Raw genomic sequence first — 15,439 nt, forward strand, 5'->3', positions numbered from 1 at the left:
TTCTATTCGTGCCGCTTTAGCACTCCCGTGAAATAACGTCTATAGGGCAACGGAAGGTTTCTCTAGTCCAATTGCTTGTTCATATTGATACAACAAGTCCTCGAAAATGGCTTCCCATGAACGTTTTAACGCAAACTCCCTCGCTTCATAACTCATTCTTCTAAGCTCTAATTCGTTCCCTATCAATTCTGAAATGGTTTGAACAAAATCTCCCACATTTCCAGGAGCACATAATGCACCCGTTTTATCAGGAGTAATGATTTCTTGCACTCCTCCCGCCTTTGCTCCTATTGCAGGAGTTCCACACGCTAGCGATTCTAAGACCACATTGCCAAAGGTTTCCGTTGTAGATGGAAACACAAACAAACTGGACGCACTATATACTTCCGCCAGGTCTTCTCCGCTTAAATAACCAGTAAAGGTCATATTATCTGGCGCTTCCTTCTTTAATTCTTCAGCCATTGGTCCATCTCCAACTAAAACCCAATGCACCTTCTGCTTCATGTTCTCTGGCAATTGCCTTGCGGTATCCATTAAGGTACGTAAATCCTTCTCTGGAGCCAATCGCCCTACATAAGAAAGGATATGGCGCTCCTTAATGCCATATCGGGCTTTAAGGCCTGTGTGCCGATATGGTTTGAAAGTGCTGCAATCTACTCCGCGGCTCCATATACCAATATCTCGAAAGCCGTGTTGAAGCAGCTCTTCTTTTGTTTCATAGGAAGGAACGAATGTAGTCTGAAAAGATTGATGGAACCATCGCATATATTTCCAAATCCATTTAGACAAAAATTGAAGGTCATAATATTGTAAATACCGATCGAAGTGAGTATGATAGGAGCCAACAATGGGAATACCAAGCTTTTTACCATAGTAGAGTCCGCTCAACCCTATATTAAAAGGGGTAGCTATATGAATTAAATCCGGCTGAAAGCTTTCTAACTGTTTACGAATGTGACTCATGTTAGGAAAAGAAAACCGACATTCAGGATAAAGATAAAATGGAATACTCGTAAAACGATGCACTTGATTGGAGAAGAGATCCTCTTCTTTCGCATCAGGGACAAACAATCGATACTCGATTCCTTGTTCATCTAAGTAATCCACGAAACGTTGAAACGTACGCGCTACTCCGTTCACCTGCGGAGTGAAGGTATCTGTAAAAATAGCGATTTTCACCAGGAGTCCCCCTCGTTTTCCTGAGATTCATTCGATATCTTACGCTGGATAAAGCCCCCAACGCTCTTCTTGCTTTAAAGTATATAGAAATAATATGATGAAAATATCAATTCATTGTAAAAATTAGTTATATTGTTACCAGCAAAAATTAACGAATATTTAACCATGAGGAAGACGGTAGTGGGAAGCTTATTCTCAAGAGAGCTCCTGATATCCCTCTCTTCTAAAGCTAAAAAAAATCTGTTTGCAGCATCGATAAGCCGCAAACAGATATGTACCTCATTAATAGCTAAGCTCCATTTCATCTAGAATAGGATACGCTGCTTCTATACCTTTTTCCGCTATTAAGCATCCTACCCCAAGCGATGTTCTCCAAAATGATTCGGGAATAGTGGGGTTTTTCAAACCAGCCGCTGAAAATAGTGCCCGGTATATTCTATGCAAATGCTCCTGAGTGACAGCTGGGTCGCGTTCCTTCTCCCCCCGAGCCATTAAAAATATATACCGCATGGATTGAAAGAGGTTGTCACCAGGCATAAACGTATAGGTTTTATACCATCTCAACCGCTCATCCACCTCCTCCTTTAATGCATCCCTGGCATTTAAATCCTCTAAATGCTCACACAAATGACGATAGACCTGTTGAAAAACTCTTCGCTTCTCCTCCTGCATTACTTCGTCTGTATAAATTTCTTTCATAGCCGCGTAGGCTTTTTCTGGTGTCCAGCTCATAGACAATGCCACCTTTTTGTAAGCGTTTTAATTCATTGTAACAAATTTCTTGTCCCATTTGTTTTGGAACAGCAGCTCGACAAATGGGATGGTTTAAATACATGAGTAAAGCTATACACTTATGTTAAAATTATGTATACGTAAAAATGAAATAGGGAGTGACAGCATGCGTGTTGTAAATAATATGGCAGAATTAATCGGAGATACTCCTTTAGTTAAATTAAATAGAATTATTCCAGATGGCATCGCTGACGTATATGTAAAGCTAGAGATGTTTAATCCGAGCGGAAGCGTGAAAGACCGCGCCGCATACAATATGATGGTGGAAGCTGAGAGGTCCGGAGAGTTAAAGGAAGGGTCCACCATTATTGAACCAACCAGCGGAAATACAGGAATCGGGCTGGCAATGAACGCCGCTGCCCGCGGCTATCGCACTATTCTCGTAATGCCCGATACTTCCACTCAGGAACGAATTAATTTATTAAAGGCTTATGGAGCTGAGGTCGAATTAACACCGAGTGCAGAGAAAATGCCCGGTGCTATAAAGCGCGCCAATGAATTAGCAGAGCAAATTGAAGGAAGCTTTATTCCGATGCAATTTGAAAATGCAGCCAATCCTGATGCCCATAGAGATACAACTGCCCGAGAAATTATAGAAGCTATGGATTACTTGGGTAAGCCACTCTCCGCATTTGTATCAACTGCTGGTACAGGTGGCACTGTGACTGGAACAGGCGAAACGTTAAAGGAACACTATAATGACATGACCGTCCACGTCGTAGAGCCAGAGGGGTCTCCTGTTCTTTCGGGAGGAAAGCCCGGAAAACACAAGTTGGTTGGAACGAGCCCTGGCTTTATTCCTTCCATCCTCAACCAGGACGTATATGATGAAATATTTAAAATATCCGATGAACACGCGTACAACATCACAAGAAGGCTGGCTAGTGAAGAAGGCATTCTTGTTGGGCCTTCTGCAGGTGCTGCCTGTTATGCTGCAATTGAAGTAGCCAAACGGAAACAGCCCGGAGAGGTTGTAGTCGTCATTGCCCCTGATACGGGAGAACGCTATTTATCTGGAGATTTATTTCGATTTAAAGATTAAGTCTGATGACAAGGGGTTAACGGTTGCGTTAACCTCTTTTTGTATATATCCATAATTCAGGAGGTTTTAGGGTGAACGAAAAACAGTTGTTTCAACAGATGAACTTTATTCGCAACCGTACCATCGCTTTCCTAGATGCTACAACGGAGCAAGAGGCCGATATTATTCCAGATGGCTTTCATAACTCCATCCGATGGAACCTTGGTCATATATTAGTCAATCACGAAGTACTACTATCCACCTTCAACGAAGAAGCTACCCCGTTACCGGACCACTTGACACATTTATTCAAAAAAGGGACAAGTCCTCTTGAATGGACAAGTGCTCCCCCTACTCTTAACGAACTTCGCGCCCATTTACAGCAGCAAGTACAAAGGTCAGAGGCATACTCGCCTTCCCTTTTCACGAAAAAGGAACAACCGTTACGTATAGGTAATAGTATCGAGCTTTTCACTTTAGAGGAATTATTCTCTTTCTCGAATTGGCACGAAGGGGTACACCAAGGAACCATTGTTGGCATGAAGCATACCTTAGGTCTACCACTTCGATAGTAAAAGAAGAAGCAACAAGGAATAAGTTGAAACAGAAGGCATCAGATCATGAAAAAGGTGGGGAGCTCTTCTCAAGCTCTCCCCACCTTTTACCCGTTAATGGAATTCTGTTTTCGGCTTAGAGGCTGCCGTTTCTCCCGCTCCTTTACTAACCTCATTTAATCGTTCTAATAAACCAACACCAAATTCATCTGTTAAACCAGGACTATTCTCATTGTAAATGCTTCTAGAGGATTCGTACGCAGAAGAACCATGCTCCGCAAAATCGAGCCCTGCAATTTCCTCTTCACGACTCACTCGGATGGACGAGAATCTGGTCACAATGAACAAGGAGAGTCCGACAGAAGCACATGTCCATACGATTACAGCCACGATACCAAGAGCCTGAATACCTAGTAATGACGCGCCTCCCCCATAGAGCAATCCACCTTCCATCGCAAACAGTCCAACAGCCAACGTACCCCACACTCCACAAACACCATGTACCGCAATGGCGCCGACTGGATCGTCTAGTTTTACGTATTGATCAATGAATCCAACTGATTCCACTAGGACAATTCCAGCGATGAGACCGATCACGATGGCACCAACCAGCGATACTGCAGCGGTTCCGGCTGTTATTCCTACTAGTCCACCTAAAGCACCATTCAATGTTAAGGATGCATCAATGCGCTTATATTTTACATAAGAATAAAATGCACTTCCGATAACTCCGCCCGAAGCTGCCAGCAAAGTGGTGGAGACTACATGAGGAATTAGTTCAGGGTCAGCTGCTAGAGTACTTCCTCCGTTAAACCCAAACCAGCCAAACCAAAGAATAAACACCCCTAGAGCTCCAATCGGTATGTTATGCCCTGGAATTGCGTTCGCCTTCCCCTTTGAATACTTCCCTATTCTTGCCCCTAGGACTGCTACCGCTACCACCGCACCTAATGCTCCAGTAAGGTGAACGACTGTTGAGCCAGCGAAATCAGTAAACCCTAGCTCCGCTAACCAGCCGCCACCCCAAATCCAATGCCCAACTACTGGGTAAATGAAGCCTGTCATTAATACCGTTAACGTAATATAGGAGCTTAATTTCATTCGTTCTGCTACCGCACCAGAAATAATGGTTGCACATGTTGCCGCAAAAACGGTCTGGAATGCAAAGAAACCGACTTGATCCTCATGACCGGACAGCATGAATCCATCAGCACCAATTATCCCACCTGCAGAGGAACCAAACATAATACCGTAGCCAACTATGAAATATAATACAGAGGCGATGGACATGGTTAGAAAGTTTTTCATCAATATGTTCAATGCATTCTTAGAGCGCGTAAACCCTGCTTCCACCATGGCGAACCCTGCGTGCATAAAGAAAACTAAAAAAGCAGCAATCATAATCCAAACCATATCCATGGAAGCACTCAAGGATTCCATCGTGGGACCGGCCGTTTCAGCGTACACCGGACTAGCCACCAACATGCTACCTGCCACTATTGCTCCTACCTTCTTTTTCATGTTCATTCCTCCTGTTATGATAAAAAAATTCTAAATGATTGCTTCCTTACCCTCTTCACCCGTACGAATACGAATCACATTTTCTACAGGAAAGATAAAGATCTTGCCATCTCCTGTTTCCCCTGTAATACATGTTTCCTTAATTAAATCGACTATTTTATTAACTTCCTCTTCCTCCACGACAATTTCCACCTTCACCTTAGGGTACAGTTTAATCTCATATCGAGTCCCTCGAAAAACCCCTTCCAAACCCTTTTGTTTTCCATAACCTGCTACCTCAGATACCGTCAATCCATTCACTTCAAGCTCATCTAACCTTTCCCGCAAAGCTGGGAACGATTCCGGACGGATGATTGACTCCACTTTCTTCATGCTACTAACCTCCTGTTTTATGTTAGTTTTTCTAACATCTAATGTTATGTTATTAATCCTACATCGTCAGAGAGATAAATGCAAGGTATTTTTGTAAATTTTCTGATTATTAATCAGCCTTTAAACTCACTTCCAATAAACAGCGCGTAGATGTTACGATCTCGTTTCACCAAAATGAGCCCTCAGCTGCCCTTTGAGCATCTGATCTCTCACCTCCCTGTCCGTCAACCCACGCTCCCTTCTAGCCATTTCTCTCCTGATTTCATGTGTTTGTACACCATCTTCAATTTTGTTGGCGATATCCATTAACGCTTCTACATCCGAGAAAGAAAACTTTCTGCTCCCTTGCTTTGTTCGTTCCGGAAAAATCAACTTCCTTTCTTCGTAATACCGGATACGCCGCACGCTCAATCCCGTCAATTCACTAACAATCCCTATTGTAATAACCTTCCTACTCTTAAGCGTTTCCTTCTCTTCCTCCATACCCTAAAGGATCACCTCATTTCTATGTCATGCACACTCTGTTATTTGCATTATATACGTTATACACAGATAATGTAACGTTGTATGTTAGATTTTATAACATAAAGTTTTTTAAATTTTGTGTCAGCAGTCCTGACAAGTCAGCTGCTTTGTTGTTAGGAAAGGGGTATAATGCAGGTATCTTACCTGGAAAGGGGTGGAGTAAAGGATGGGGTTGTTACAAAAGGCGGTAGAAAATCAAAAGAAAATGCTGTTCCATGATTTGGTCGCCAGCGGAATGTATAAGAGAACAGATAAAATGGAATCAATGACTCTGGAGCAATTGGAAAGGGACCATGCTCGTATGACATCTTCCAAGAGGCATCCACGTAAACACAATCCCACTCTTAAGAAATCCTGTTAGCTCTCGCTCCTAACGGTCTATAGTCGAATATAAAAAAAACAACCCCCTCATCCCTATGTAACAGGATGAGGGGGTTGTCATGTATTAATCCGTAATGATGATGGAAGGAGTCTCCGATAAGTACTGCATAAGATTTCCTAAATCTCCTTCAACTTCTTTCCATTCATCAGATTGTAATGCTGATTGCAGCGATTCCATAGATGCAAATGAAATGGAAACCACCTGGTAAAGGTCTTGGTCTACATTCTGCGTCTGCTGAACATACTCAATAGATGCATCCTGTACGCCTTGAACCTTTTGTGCCAATGGCATATGAACCTCTTTGTAGTGTTGATTAAAGCCTTCTTTGTCTGTTGGTTGGGGATACATTACCATTACTTTTGCCATGATTGGCCTCCTCTTTTAGGTTTCATTTCCTCGTACAGGTTGTATTCTAGAGAAATAAAATCTTGAATGCAAAATTTCTGCCCTCCCCAAAAGTAAGCCACATTACATATAATTTTAGACTTACCGTGTTACACTATGCTAGTAATTGGAATTAGACTTTAAAAGGAGGATCTTAGTATGGCTAAGTTTCAACTAGGAGAACAAGTACCTGATTTTACGCTACCAGCTGTATCTGGCGAAAGCTTTTCTTTTGATACTCATCAACAACAAAATCAAGGCTGGCAGCTAGTTATCTTTTTCAGAGGTGCATGGTGTCCAGTATGCGTAAGTGACCTGAAGGAATTAGAAGAAAGCAAAGGTTTCTTCGAAGGTAAGAACGTTCATATCACTGCGATTTCTACAGATGCTTTAGAAAATTTAAAAGAAATGGTAAACGAACAAGGCTTCACGTTCCCAGTGCTTTCCGACGAGAACTTAGCAGCTCTCGAGGCCTACGATGTTCACTACCATCGTGAAGAAGATCCTTACGAAGACCATGGTGCACATGGCGAAGCAGCCTATTTCTTAATCGATGAAGCTGGCAAATTGCTATACCAGCAACGCCAAACAAGCCCATTTGGCCGTCCAAGCGCAACGGAGCTTCGTAAAATTGTTCAATATATAAGCAAAAACTTAAAATAATACTTGTAGAGCCTCCTAGTAAGGTAAGCTAGGAGGCTTTTTACTGTATAGAACTCTTATATAGATAATAAAGGTCCGTAAACTTATGGAAAAACGGCAATTATTTATATCAGCAATTAGGTGTTCTTCCTTATATGGAGCAACTCACCGAAACGATTGCAGAACCATAGAAACAGGCTCACGAGATAGTACTCGTGAGCCTGCTTTGGTCTATTTATTTTGTTCGATTGCTTCTTTGCTTTCTAATTCTACTGTATTACTCATTTCATTTTCGCGATTCATTGTCGTTACTTTTAGTGTAGCATCAAATTCTTCGCCGTCTTGACTTGTGAACGTAATAACTGCATCTTGATTTTCATCCTTGCGATGCTCAAACATTTCGTATTGCTCCACATTTGTCAACGTTAGCTCACAATGCTTATCACCATCTACCTGAGTAATCGTATAGTTACCGTGTGCAAAGCGTATTGGCTCTCCACTCTTTTTCATATATACATCTTTTAATTCTTTTTTCGCTGCTGGCATACATTAATCCCTCCATTACATTGTCTTCTTACCATTTTCCACCTGAATGGATTAATGAAACCCTATATTACCAGCTAGTGTATAGTTGGAGATATATGCTTTTCGATAAACTGTTCTACCGCCCTATTAAAATGGACTGATTGCCTGGATGGTAATTGGTGGAACGCCCGTGGAATCTCGTGCAGTGTAGCATCGGGACATACATGATAATAAGGAATATGCTTTTGCATCCACGTTTCTCTGGAGCCGTATAAGAGCAATAATGGCGCTTCAATGGAGGAAAGCTTGTCTGAACAATCGTATTCGTGGCCCCTTTCATAAAATGTGTACCAAACCTCTCGATCTGCTAACAGCATGTACGCTTGCAAGGCATGCTGGAAGGTGATGTGATCGGTATGACTACGGGCAATCACGTATGCAAGATGCTCAAGATCGTGTTGAACGAGCTTCATGCCGATTAAAAATTCCTTATCGAGCATAAAGGAATCGACTTTAGGAAATCCCCCTATTAGTATCAAGCCTAGTAAACGTTCTGGATAGGTAATGGCGAAATGCTGCGCTACTAGCCCACCTGCTGAGTAACCACAAATAACCGCTTTATCTAGTCCATTTTCGTCTAATAATTCCACAATATCCATTGCGAAATGGGCAATGGTCACCTCGCGTTCCTTTCTAGGTGATTTTCCTTGACCACTCAAATCCGGAAAGAGCACATGGAAGGATGCTGACAGATTTTCCTGATATAAAAACACTTTATGCCCCATTCCAGGTGGATGTATAAATACAATGGGTATTCCTTTACCTAGTTGTTTACAAAACAAAGAATCCATATTTTCCCTATCTCCTTTACTAAACGAAAAAGAAGAACCTCTTGTTTTGTTAGAATGAACAACTGTTGAATATTCATACGTGAAGAAATGCTTCCAGCAAGGTAAACAGCATAGCATTCCCACACACCTATCTAAAAAAGATTGATATTAAGCCACATAATGGGAAGGGAGAGACCTCATGTCTTCCACTTAAGGGTGTCCTACAGAAATATCAGCAACAAGAATTAAGAAAGCCTTATAAAAAGACATGAGAAGGAGGCGTGCATGAGCTGATGTCTCTCTTTTATTAGGATTTTGCTATTGTTTGCTTCGTAGATGTTTCCTCTAGTTGCTTACCTAAATACGTAGCAAGTGCCAGCATACCATATTCCCCTTTTTGTTCTTCTGCCTCTTTATTGTAATTCGTATTTGTGTTTACATCGTACGTATATAGGTTGCCCTGTTGATCCTGTATGCTTTCTATGCCGGCAACTTGGATATCATTGGCCGCGAGAAACGCTTCATATTGAGGAATAATCGGGTCCTGAAAGTGCTCCAGCACGCGGAATTTAGGTGTATCATTCTTTTCTTCACCTGTTGGGCAATGCTGGTCCTCGATGGTGCATGCATCAGCAGGACATAGTTCAAAGCCTTCTGAGGTATCTACTCGTACCGCATACAAAAACTTTCCTCCAATGAATTCACTTCGAACGATATACGGTTGTGGGGCTTGAATATATTCTTGAATCAATGTAATTCCATCTACCGGTTCCTCGAAGTCTTCACTATACACATATTGCTCCAAGGCTTTTATGGAATGAAACAACTGAACCCCCTGCCCCTTTCCCGCTCGGTTATGCTTTGTTATAAATGATGGTTTGTTTAAGGTTTTAGCTGCTTGAATGATGTGGTCTTTCCCTACCGCTGTTATCGTTTTTGGCGTAGTAATTCCCTGTTGGTTAAGTGCCATATATTGATTCACCTTACTTACCTCTAACCGTAAGGCTCTGCTGCCGTTAATCACCTTCCGACCATGTCGTTCCAGCCAGGCTAGGACTGCCTCTGCAAATTCTGGTGCAAATCTATGATTTCGTGTATGGGATGACGCACTCATGCGATTATAGAAAACACCCTCCGGCGGCTCTTCTGATAAATCCATTGTTCCTTGATCTAAATGCCATAATTCATAAGGAAGCTGCAACTGCTCTAGTCTCTCTGTCAGATGAGACGTCCACTCTTCATTTTCGTGTAAGACATATACTTTACTCATGTTCTTGACCCCTCCAATAGTGTGTACCTTATTCTATTATATAGTATTATTCCAATACATTTACTTGGTTTAAGGCAATAATCTTCCATGGTTCAGCCCATTTTCCCCATAAACTCTTGTTCTCTTCGAAACAAGATAGCGATAATCGAGCAATCCGTCCTGTTTTCGAAAAAGGCAAGGCGTATTTTGAGAATGGCTGTCCTGTCATCCATCACTACCCCATTCTGCCTGATTGGATAAGTAGAAGGATAATGGTTTTTCATAATACTACTAAGTCCATCACACGTTGTCAAATATATATAAATTTTGCGAATTTTTATACCATGCTTCCCTATACTCCCAGTTATTTAAGCAATATAATGCAACTGTATCATAACAGGTGCCCGTTTCTTCTTATTTCTTCAATACCAATGGTGAAACCTCATAGAAATCTTTAACCACTGCTCCTTTTTTGCATATTCTAATAACAAAATATTCAGTAAATGTGGGGTGATAACATGCTGTCTGTTCGAATGTTGAAGCCTTTTTACGTAAAGCACGAAGCGACCTGTATCCGAATTATGCTAGCATATCAATATTTCTCTATCCATTTTGGAGATGACTTGTATCAATTTGTTCCTATCGAAGGAAGAGAAATAGTAGTGGATCGTAAAACAAAAAAAATTACGAACGTAAATGATGTGCTGGTTTTTCAAAAAGGGAAGCATATGATGCAAATCTCTATTCAAGAGCTACTGGACCTACCAGATTTTGTTACCCATGTTCATTCTATTGCAAGTCGTTATTTAGATAGAAAAAGAGGAAACAATATGAAAACCATTGATAAAATCATCTATGATTTAGAAAGAGAGAATGCTATACGATTAATAGATAAGGCACTGGATCAGCAGGATGAGCCTGCATTTATAGAATTGTCGTCGTACTTAAACCAAAATTTCTCTTGATTCCCCGCTTACTCGAAATAATAATGAGCATGATAGCGGCACCCTGGATTAAAGGAAGCATGACAATGCGGACATTCATACCCACTATGCATATACGTATCAATAGTCAGTTCTGTCCCACATACACCACATAAAATAGCTTTGTTCTCCCTTTCTTCCGCCTTCCACAGTTCAGCTGTATGATCAGCACATGCCTCATGACATTGATAACATGAATAATATATGCCACAGCATTTAAATTTAATGGCAATGATGTCCACGTCCTGGTGGTAATGAACACACCTCGTAGCATCATCAACCCGAATACCTTTTACCTCGTGGCCTTTCACTAGCATGTATCTTCTCCTTTCCATTTTCTAAACTCCATAAAAAGGAGGTACGCTCTTACCACGCACCTCCTCTATTACTTTACAAGGAGCGACGGAGGATATCGTGGACGCTATCCTTATCCATTTCTTTATATGTTCCTACTCCCGGTTTGATAAAGGTCTTTTCTATAATGTCAGTGAAATGCGTATCATCAATATTATAGTCCGCCAGCCTGCTTGGTGCACCGAGATTATTCCAAAATTGCCTCAAGGCTTTCGCTCCTTCTTTAGCAATATCTTTATCTGACTTTCCTTCTTCACTAACACCTAATACATTAATCGCCAGCTGTTTAACTCGACTTGGATCGTCTTCTAGAACATGCTCCAGCCAATTAGGGAATAAAATAGCCAAACCTCCACCATGAGGAATATCATAGACAGCTGACAATGCGTGCTCTATCCGGTGGGTAGCCCAGTCTCCTCCATCCGTTCCGTTAGAAAGAGTTCCGTTAAATGCAGTCGTACTAATGTACATCATGGTTTCTCTGTACTGGAAGGAGTCAGGATTCTCTACGAGCTTTGGACCATTTTGTATAGCTGTGCGCAGTAACGACTCAATAAATCCATCGATCATCGGTGTATTATCTGTACGATGGAAATAGTGTTCCAGGGCGTGAGACATGCTGTCCACAATCCCATAGATAGTTTGATCCAATGGTACAGACTTCGTATAATGAGGATCTAGTATAGAAAAGGTTGGAAATACGTATGGTGAGCTCCAGCCAATTTTGTCATGGGTATCCCAATTTGTGATTACAGAAACCTGATTCATCTCCGATCCAGTTGCTGCAAGTGTTAAAACTGTCCCAAATGGGAGAGCATTTTCCACTGGTGCCACTTGAGTGAAAAGATCCCAAGGATTCCCGTCGTACATTGCTCCTGCTGCAATAGCCTTCGTACAATCAATTACGCTTCCTCCTCCAATGGCGAGCAGGAAATCAATGTGTTCCTGTTTGCATATCTCCACTCCCTTTTGGACAGTGGTGAGTCGAGGGTTTGGCTCCACTCCAGATAACTCAAAAACATTGGCATTGATAGAATGAAGCTGGTGTAAGGCTTCCTCATACACCCCATTTCGTTTAATGCTTCCTCCTCCATATACAACTAATACGTTACGTTGTTGATCTCCTAGCTCTGCTTGGATTTGTTGTATTTGCTTCTCCCCAAAATAAAGTCGGGTTGGATTGTATTGTAAAAATGTGTTCATAGGTGTCCGTCCTCCTGGCACGAATAATTATTTACTTGGAATTGTAATAGCTTCGTAGGTATTATGATTCGCCGCTGTTATAAACGGTGAGTATTCTCCGAACGACACAAGATGAAGCTCGTGCATAGCTCTTGTGCAGGCTGTATAGAACAGGTTACGTTCTAATTCTTCACTGTACTGCTCCTTTGAAGCATTAAACAGAAGTACAGCATCAAATTCTATCCCTTTAGCAAGATAAGCCGGAATAATCATCAGACCTTTTTCGAATGTATAATGGTCTTTATCCATTAGCTTCACATCGAAATCATGCTTTAGTGCATCATAGGCATGACGACTTTCATTGGCAGTCTTACATATGATGGCTATCGTTTCATATTCCTTGTTCTGCATTGCCTGTATATGCTGTTCTATCGTCTCCATATGAGTTGCCGCATCCTGTACTCTTGTAACAGTTGGACTAATTCCGTCACGGTTAAACGGTTCAATGTCCTCGCCTCCTGCTACAATATGCTTTGTAAACTCTACAATTGGTTTGGTGGAACGATAACTGCGAAGCAGCGTTAACTTCTCCATTTCTTCCTGGTTATGCATGTCCTCCGATAAAGGATTAGGAGTTGTGACGTTGTGAGCGTTTATAGCCTGATTATAGTCACCTAAAATTGTCATTCGACTATATGGAAACAATTGCTTCAGAAATGCAAATTGAAATGGTGAGTAATCCTGGGCTTCATCAATAAACAGGTAACGAATATTCGTGTACACATGGACTCCTTTTATTTGATCCTCTAAGTACAGAAAAGGGGTAACGTCTTCATGGTACAGCTTCTTCTCTTCCAATGCTTGAATGGTATCCTCTGCAATAGCAGCCCAGTCCGCCGGGGCGTCGCTCGGGTGGTACTGAAACACATTTTTATAGATTTCCTCCATATGCACAAATTGAAGCTGTTGAATTTTTCGTTTAAGCGGCTTCATATATTTTTGCACGACAGCCTTTGAAAGAATTCTCTGTTCACGTATGTGGTCGTCAAACGTATCCTCATTTCCACGGTATCCTGCTTGTGTTTGGTGGTGAATTTTTAAATAATCCTCTTTGCTAAGGTGCTGAATTTCTTCCTCTACCCACCCTTTAGTGCGTTCCTTTTTTTCAAAGGCTTTTACCTGCTGCAGTATCCAGGAAACGAGCATTTCCATAGCATTTGGAGTGGATATAGCATCATCCAGGCTATAAAAATAATCCCTTATCTCCTCTTTAGCCACTATGGTTTTTCCTTTGAATTTAATATTTCGGAAGACCATTCCCGCTTTGGTAAGATCCTTTAAATAATTGTCGACGAGAGCTTTAAAGGAAAGACTCGCTTTATATTGAATCCCATTGAACCTTAATGTATAAGCCTCATCCTTCTTTGACGTCAGCAAGTATTCTAGTTGGGAATAGACATCCTCATAATCAAATCGGTCAGATAATCGTTTATCTATATACTCCAAAAAGGTGGTTTGCTGCATATTGTCTTCCCCTAATTCAGGGAGAACATTCGCAACATAGCTATTAAACATAGGGTTAGGAGAAAAGAGCATAATTTGGTCTGCCTGAATACTGCCACGGTATCGGTATAGAAGATAGGCAACCCGCTGCAGTGCTGCTGAGGTTTTACCGCTCCCTGCTACACCTTGCACAAGCAAATACCTTTTTTTGTTATACCGGATTATTTCATTCTGCTCCTTCTGAATGGTGGACACAATACTCTTCATCCTTGTGCTGACATTACCACCTAACACCTCTTGGAGAAGGTCGTCCCAAATCGTTACTCCTGTATCAAACACCCCTTTTAATTCACTGTTGCGGATAATAAACTGACGCTTGAGTGTCATATCCCCTTCCACTTCTCCCTCAGGAGTCATATATGCTGCCCGACCTGGAGAGTAGTCATAATAAAGGCTCGATATAGGTGCACGCCAATCATATATGAGGAAATGCTCCTCCTCCTGATCCATCAAGGAGGCGAGCCCTATGTACACCGCTTGTCCTTCTTTATCTCCATCCTCATGAAAGTCAATACGACCGAAATAAGGCGAGTTCTTTAAACGCTTCAACGTCTTTAACTGGTCATAAAAATGCCGGTGGCTGCGTTCCCGTTCTCCTAGTAATTCGGCCTGCTGACGAATACTATTGTGTGTTTCGAGTACATCATCAGGCTCATCCATATTCACTGTAATATCCTCAAAGAAATTTTCCCGAAGGTCTATTACCTCTCCCTTCACACCGCCTATTTTGTTTTGAAGGGTTTCTTGTTTTTGATCAATCTCTTCGACAACTTTATCTACTCGCTGCTGCTCCAGCTGCCAATCTTCATGCTTTTCTTTTGACATATCAACACTCTCCCTGAAGCGATCTATTATATATGGTTAGCGTTAGCTCCAAAATCTTCTTACACAACTATAGACATGACCTGCACTTATTTTATTTATTGCTTATCTCTTACATCATGTTCTTTCTATATTCTAAAAGGTATCAGCTTTTTTATCCAATCATCCTTCTTGTTTTTGATGTGAGGTTAGGAAAATAAGCCTTCTTTCTCCTATATCATTGTATAAGCTTACTCGTTACCTTGCACAATAACTAAGGAATTCAATAGAAAGGAGGATGATGGGCTGTGGAGTATTATCGAGCTAAGGAGATTTCATCTTCCCCAGTAATGGCGAACGTCTCTTATAATGGCGTACCGATTTATATCCAGCACGTGGATGAGCAGCAGCAATCCGCAAGAATATTCCCACTGGATTACCCTGAGAACGAGGAAGACGTACCATTAAGCAGTTTGAAAGAGGATTATAAGCATTAGAAAAGGCATATTGTATTATGCTTCAGCTTGTAGAGAGTGCTGTTTTTTCTACAAGCTCTTATTCTTTTTGTACGTCAATGCTT

The 15,439-nt window shown here is 41.5% G+C and carries 19 protein-coding genes; 6 read left to right on the top strand and 13 right to left on the bottom strand.

Going from position 1 to position 15,439, the window contains the following annotated elements; genetic code table 11:
• Window positions 1-39: 39 nt before the first annotated feature.
• Together ACFFGV_RS11895 and ACFFGV_RS11900 are read right to left on the bottom strand one after the other, a co-directional pair.
• The gene (locus ACFFGV_RS11895) at window positions 40-1,179 is read right to left on the bottom strand and encodes a glycosyltransferase family 4 protein (RefSeq protein WP_377348099.1); all 1,140 of its coding nucleotides are present in this window, start codon (window positions 1,177-1,179) and stop codon (window positions 40-42) included.
• Window positions 1,180-1,461: 282 nt separating this feature from the next.
• Window positions 1,462-1,911 (bottom strand): hypothetical protein, encoded by a 450-nt coding sequence (locus ACFFGV_RS11900; RefSeq protein ID WP_377348100.1) that lies wholly within the window; start codon window positions 1,909-1,911, stop codon window positions 1,462-1,464.
• Between the two features lie 166 nt (window positions 1,912-2,077).
• Between ACFFGV_RS11900 and cysK the strand changes: the two genes are divergently transcribed.
• Window positions 2,078-3,013, top strand: coding sequence for a cysteine synthase A (gene cysK / locus ACFFGV_RS11905; protein WP_377348101.1), 936 nt, complete (start codon window positions 2,078-2,080; stop codon window positions 3,011-3,013).
• 71 nt (window positions 3,014-3,084) lie between these two features.
• Complete coding sequence (locus ACFFGV_RS11910; RefSeq protein WP_377348103.1) at window positions 3,085-3,564, top strand: DinB family protein; 480 nt, start codon at window positions 3,085-3,087, stop codon at window positions 3,562-3,564.
• Between the two features lie 96 nt (window positions 3,565-3,660).
• Here the strand turns inward: ACFFGV_RS11910 and ACFFGV_RS11915 are convergent, their stop codons facing one another.
• The 3 genes from ACFFGV_RS11915 to ACFFGV_RS11925 all read right to left on the bottom strand — a co-directional run bounded on the left by ACFFGV_RS11915 (window position 3,661) and on the right by ACFFGV_RS11925 (window position 5,922).
• Window positions 3,661-5,067, bottom strand: a complete 1,407-nt coding sequence (locus ACFFGV_RS11915) for an ammonium transporter (protein ID WP_377348105.1) — start codon at window positions 5,065-5,067, stop codon at window positions 3,661-3,663.
• Window positions 5,068-5,097: 30 nt separating this feature from the next.
• Complete coding sequence (locus ACFFGV_RS11920) at window positions 5,098-5,439, bottom strand: P-II family nitrogen regulator (protein ID WP_377348107.1); 342 nt, start codon at window positions 5,437-5,439, stop codon at window positions 5,098-5,100.
• A gap of 153 nt (window positions 5,440-5,592) precedes the next feature.
• Window positions 5,593-5,922, bottom strand: coding sequence for a MerR family transcriptional regulator (locus tag ACFFGV_RS11925; protein ID WP_377348109.1), 330 nt, complete (start codon window positions 5,920-5,922; stop codon window positions 5,593-5,595).
• Window positions 5,923-6,130: 208 nt separating this feature from the next.
• Here ACFFGV_RS11925 and ACFFGV_RS11930 point away from each other — a divergent pair, with 208 nt between their 5' ends.
• The gene (locus ACFFGV_RS11930; RefSeq protein ID WP_377348111.1) at window positions 6,131-6,325 is read left to right on the top strand and encodes a hypothetical protein; all 195 of its coding nucleotides are present in this window, start codon (window positions 6,131-6,133) and stop codon (window positions 6,323-6,325) included.
• Between the two features lie 84 nt (window positions 6,326-6,409).
• On the opposite strand, the gene ACFFGV_RS11935 is transcribed toward ACFFGV_RS11930, so the two are convergent.
• Entirely contained in the window at window positions 6,410-6,712 is a 303-nt protein-coding gene (locus ACFFGV_RS11935) for an EthD family reductase (protein ID WP_377348113.1), read from the bottom strand.
• A 177-nt stretch (window positions 6,713-6,889) separates the two neighbouring features.
• On the opposite strand from ACFFGV_RS11935, the gene ACFFGV_RS11940 reads away from it, so the two are divergent.
• Window positions 6,890-7,393 carry a peroxiredoxin family protein gene (locus ACFFGV_RS11940; protein ID WP_377348115.1) on the top strand — a complete coding sequence of 168 codons (504 nt, stop codon included), beginning with the start codon at window positions 6,890-6,892 and terminating at the stop codon, window positions 7,391-7,393.
• A gap of 210 nt (window positions 7,394-7,603) precedes the next feature.
• On the opposite strand, the gene ACFFGV_RS11945 is transcribed toward ACFFGV_RS11940, so the two are convergent.
• The 4 genes from ACFFGV_RS11945 to ACFFGV_RS11960 all read right to left on the bottom strand — a co-directional run bounded on the left by ACFFGV_RS11945 (window position 7,604) and on the right by ACFFGV_RS11960 (window position 10,205).
• Window positions 7,604-7,918, bottom strand: a complete 315-nt coding sequence (locus ACFFGV_RS11945) for a hypothetical protein (protein ID WP_377348117.1) — start codon at window positions 7,916-7,918, stop codon at window positions 7,604-7,606.
• Between the two features lie 74 nt (window positions 7,919-7,992).
• Window positions 7,993-8,748 carry an alpha/beta fold hydrolase gene (locus tag ACFFGV_RS11950; RefSeq protein WP_377348119.1) on the bottom strand — a complete coding sequence of 252 codons (756 nt, stop codon included), beginning with the start codon at window positions 8,746-8,748 and terminating at the stop codon, window positions 7,993-7,995.
• 286 nt (window positions 8,749-9,034) lie between these two features.
• Window positions 9,035-9,997: an ATP-grasp domain-containing protein gene (locus ACFFGV_RS11955; RefSeq protein ID WP_377348121.1), complete on the bottom strand. Its 963-nt coding sequence runs from the start codon at window positions 9,995-9,997 to the stop codon at window positions 9,035-9,037.
• A 46-nt stretch (window positions 9,998-10,043) separates the two neighbouring features.
• Window positions 10,044-10,205, bottom strand: coding sequence for a hypothetical protein (locus ACFFGV_RS11960; protein ID WP_377348123.1), 162 nt, complete (start codon window positions 10,203-10,205; stop codon window positions 10,044-10,046).
• Between the two features lie 289 nt (window positions 10,206-10,494).
• Between ACFFGV_RS11960 and ACFFGV_RS11965 the strand changes: the two genes are divergently transcribed.
• Window positions 10,495-10,941, top strand: coding sequence for an IDEAL domain-containing protein (locus ACFFGV_RS11965; RefSeq protein ID WP_377348125.1), 447 nt, complete (start codon window positions 10,495-10,497; stop codon window positions 10,939-10,941).
• 8 nt (window positions 10,942-10,949) lie between these two features.
• Here the strand turns inward: ACFFGV_RS11965 and ACFFGV_RS11970 are convergent, their stop codons facing one another.
• From ACFFGV_RS11970 to helD, 3 genes are all read right to left on the bottom strand, one after another.
• Window positions 10,950-11,276, bottom strand: coding sequence for a CHY zinc finger protein (locus ACFFGV_RS11970; protein WP_377348127.1), 327 nt, complete (start codon window positions 11,274-11,276; stop codon window positions 10,950-10,952).
• 73 nt (window positions 11,277-11,349) lie between these two features.
• A complete protein-coding gene (locus tag ACFFGV_RS11975; protein WP_377348130.1) occupies window positions 11,350-12,516 on the bottom strand; it encodes an iron-containing alcohol dehydrogenase in 1,167 nt (388 codons plus the stop codon).
• Between the two features lie 27 nt (window positions 12,517-12,543).
• The gene (helD, locus tag ACFFGV_RS11980) at window positions 12,544-14,883 is read right to left on the bottom strand and encodes an RNA polymerase recycling motor HelD (protein WP_377348132.1); all 2,340 of its coding nucleotides are present in this window, start codon (window positions 14,881-14,883) and stop codon (window positions 12,544-12,546) included.
• A gap of 284 nt (window positions 14,884-15,167) precedes the next feature.
• Here helD and ACFFGV_RS11985 point away from each other — a divergent pair, with 284 nt between their 5' ends.
• Window positions 15,168-15,356 (top strand): small acid-soluble spore protein H, encoded by a 189-nt coding sequence (locus tag ACFFGV_RS11985; RefSeq protein WP_377348134.1) that lies wholly within the window; start codon window positions 15,168-15,170, stop codon window positions 15,354-15,356.
• Window positions 15,357-15,439 lie beyond the last annotated feature (83 nt).

The organism is Pontibacillus salicampi, from assembly GCF_042434395.1.
Lineage (GTDB): Bacteria > Bacillota > Bacilli > Bacillales > BH030062 > Pontibacillus > Pontibacillus salicampi.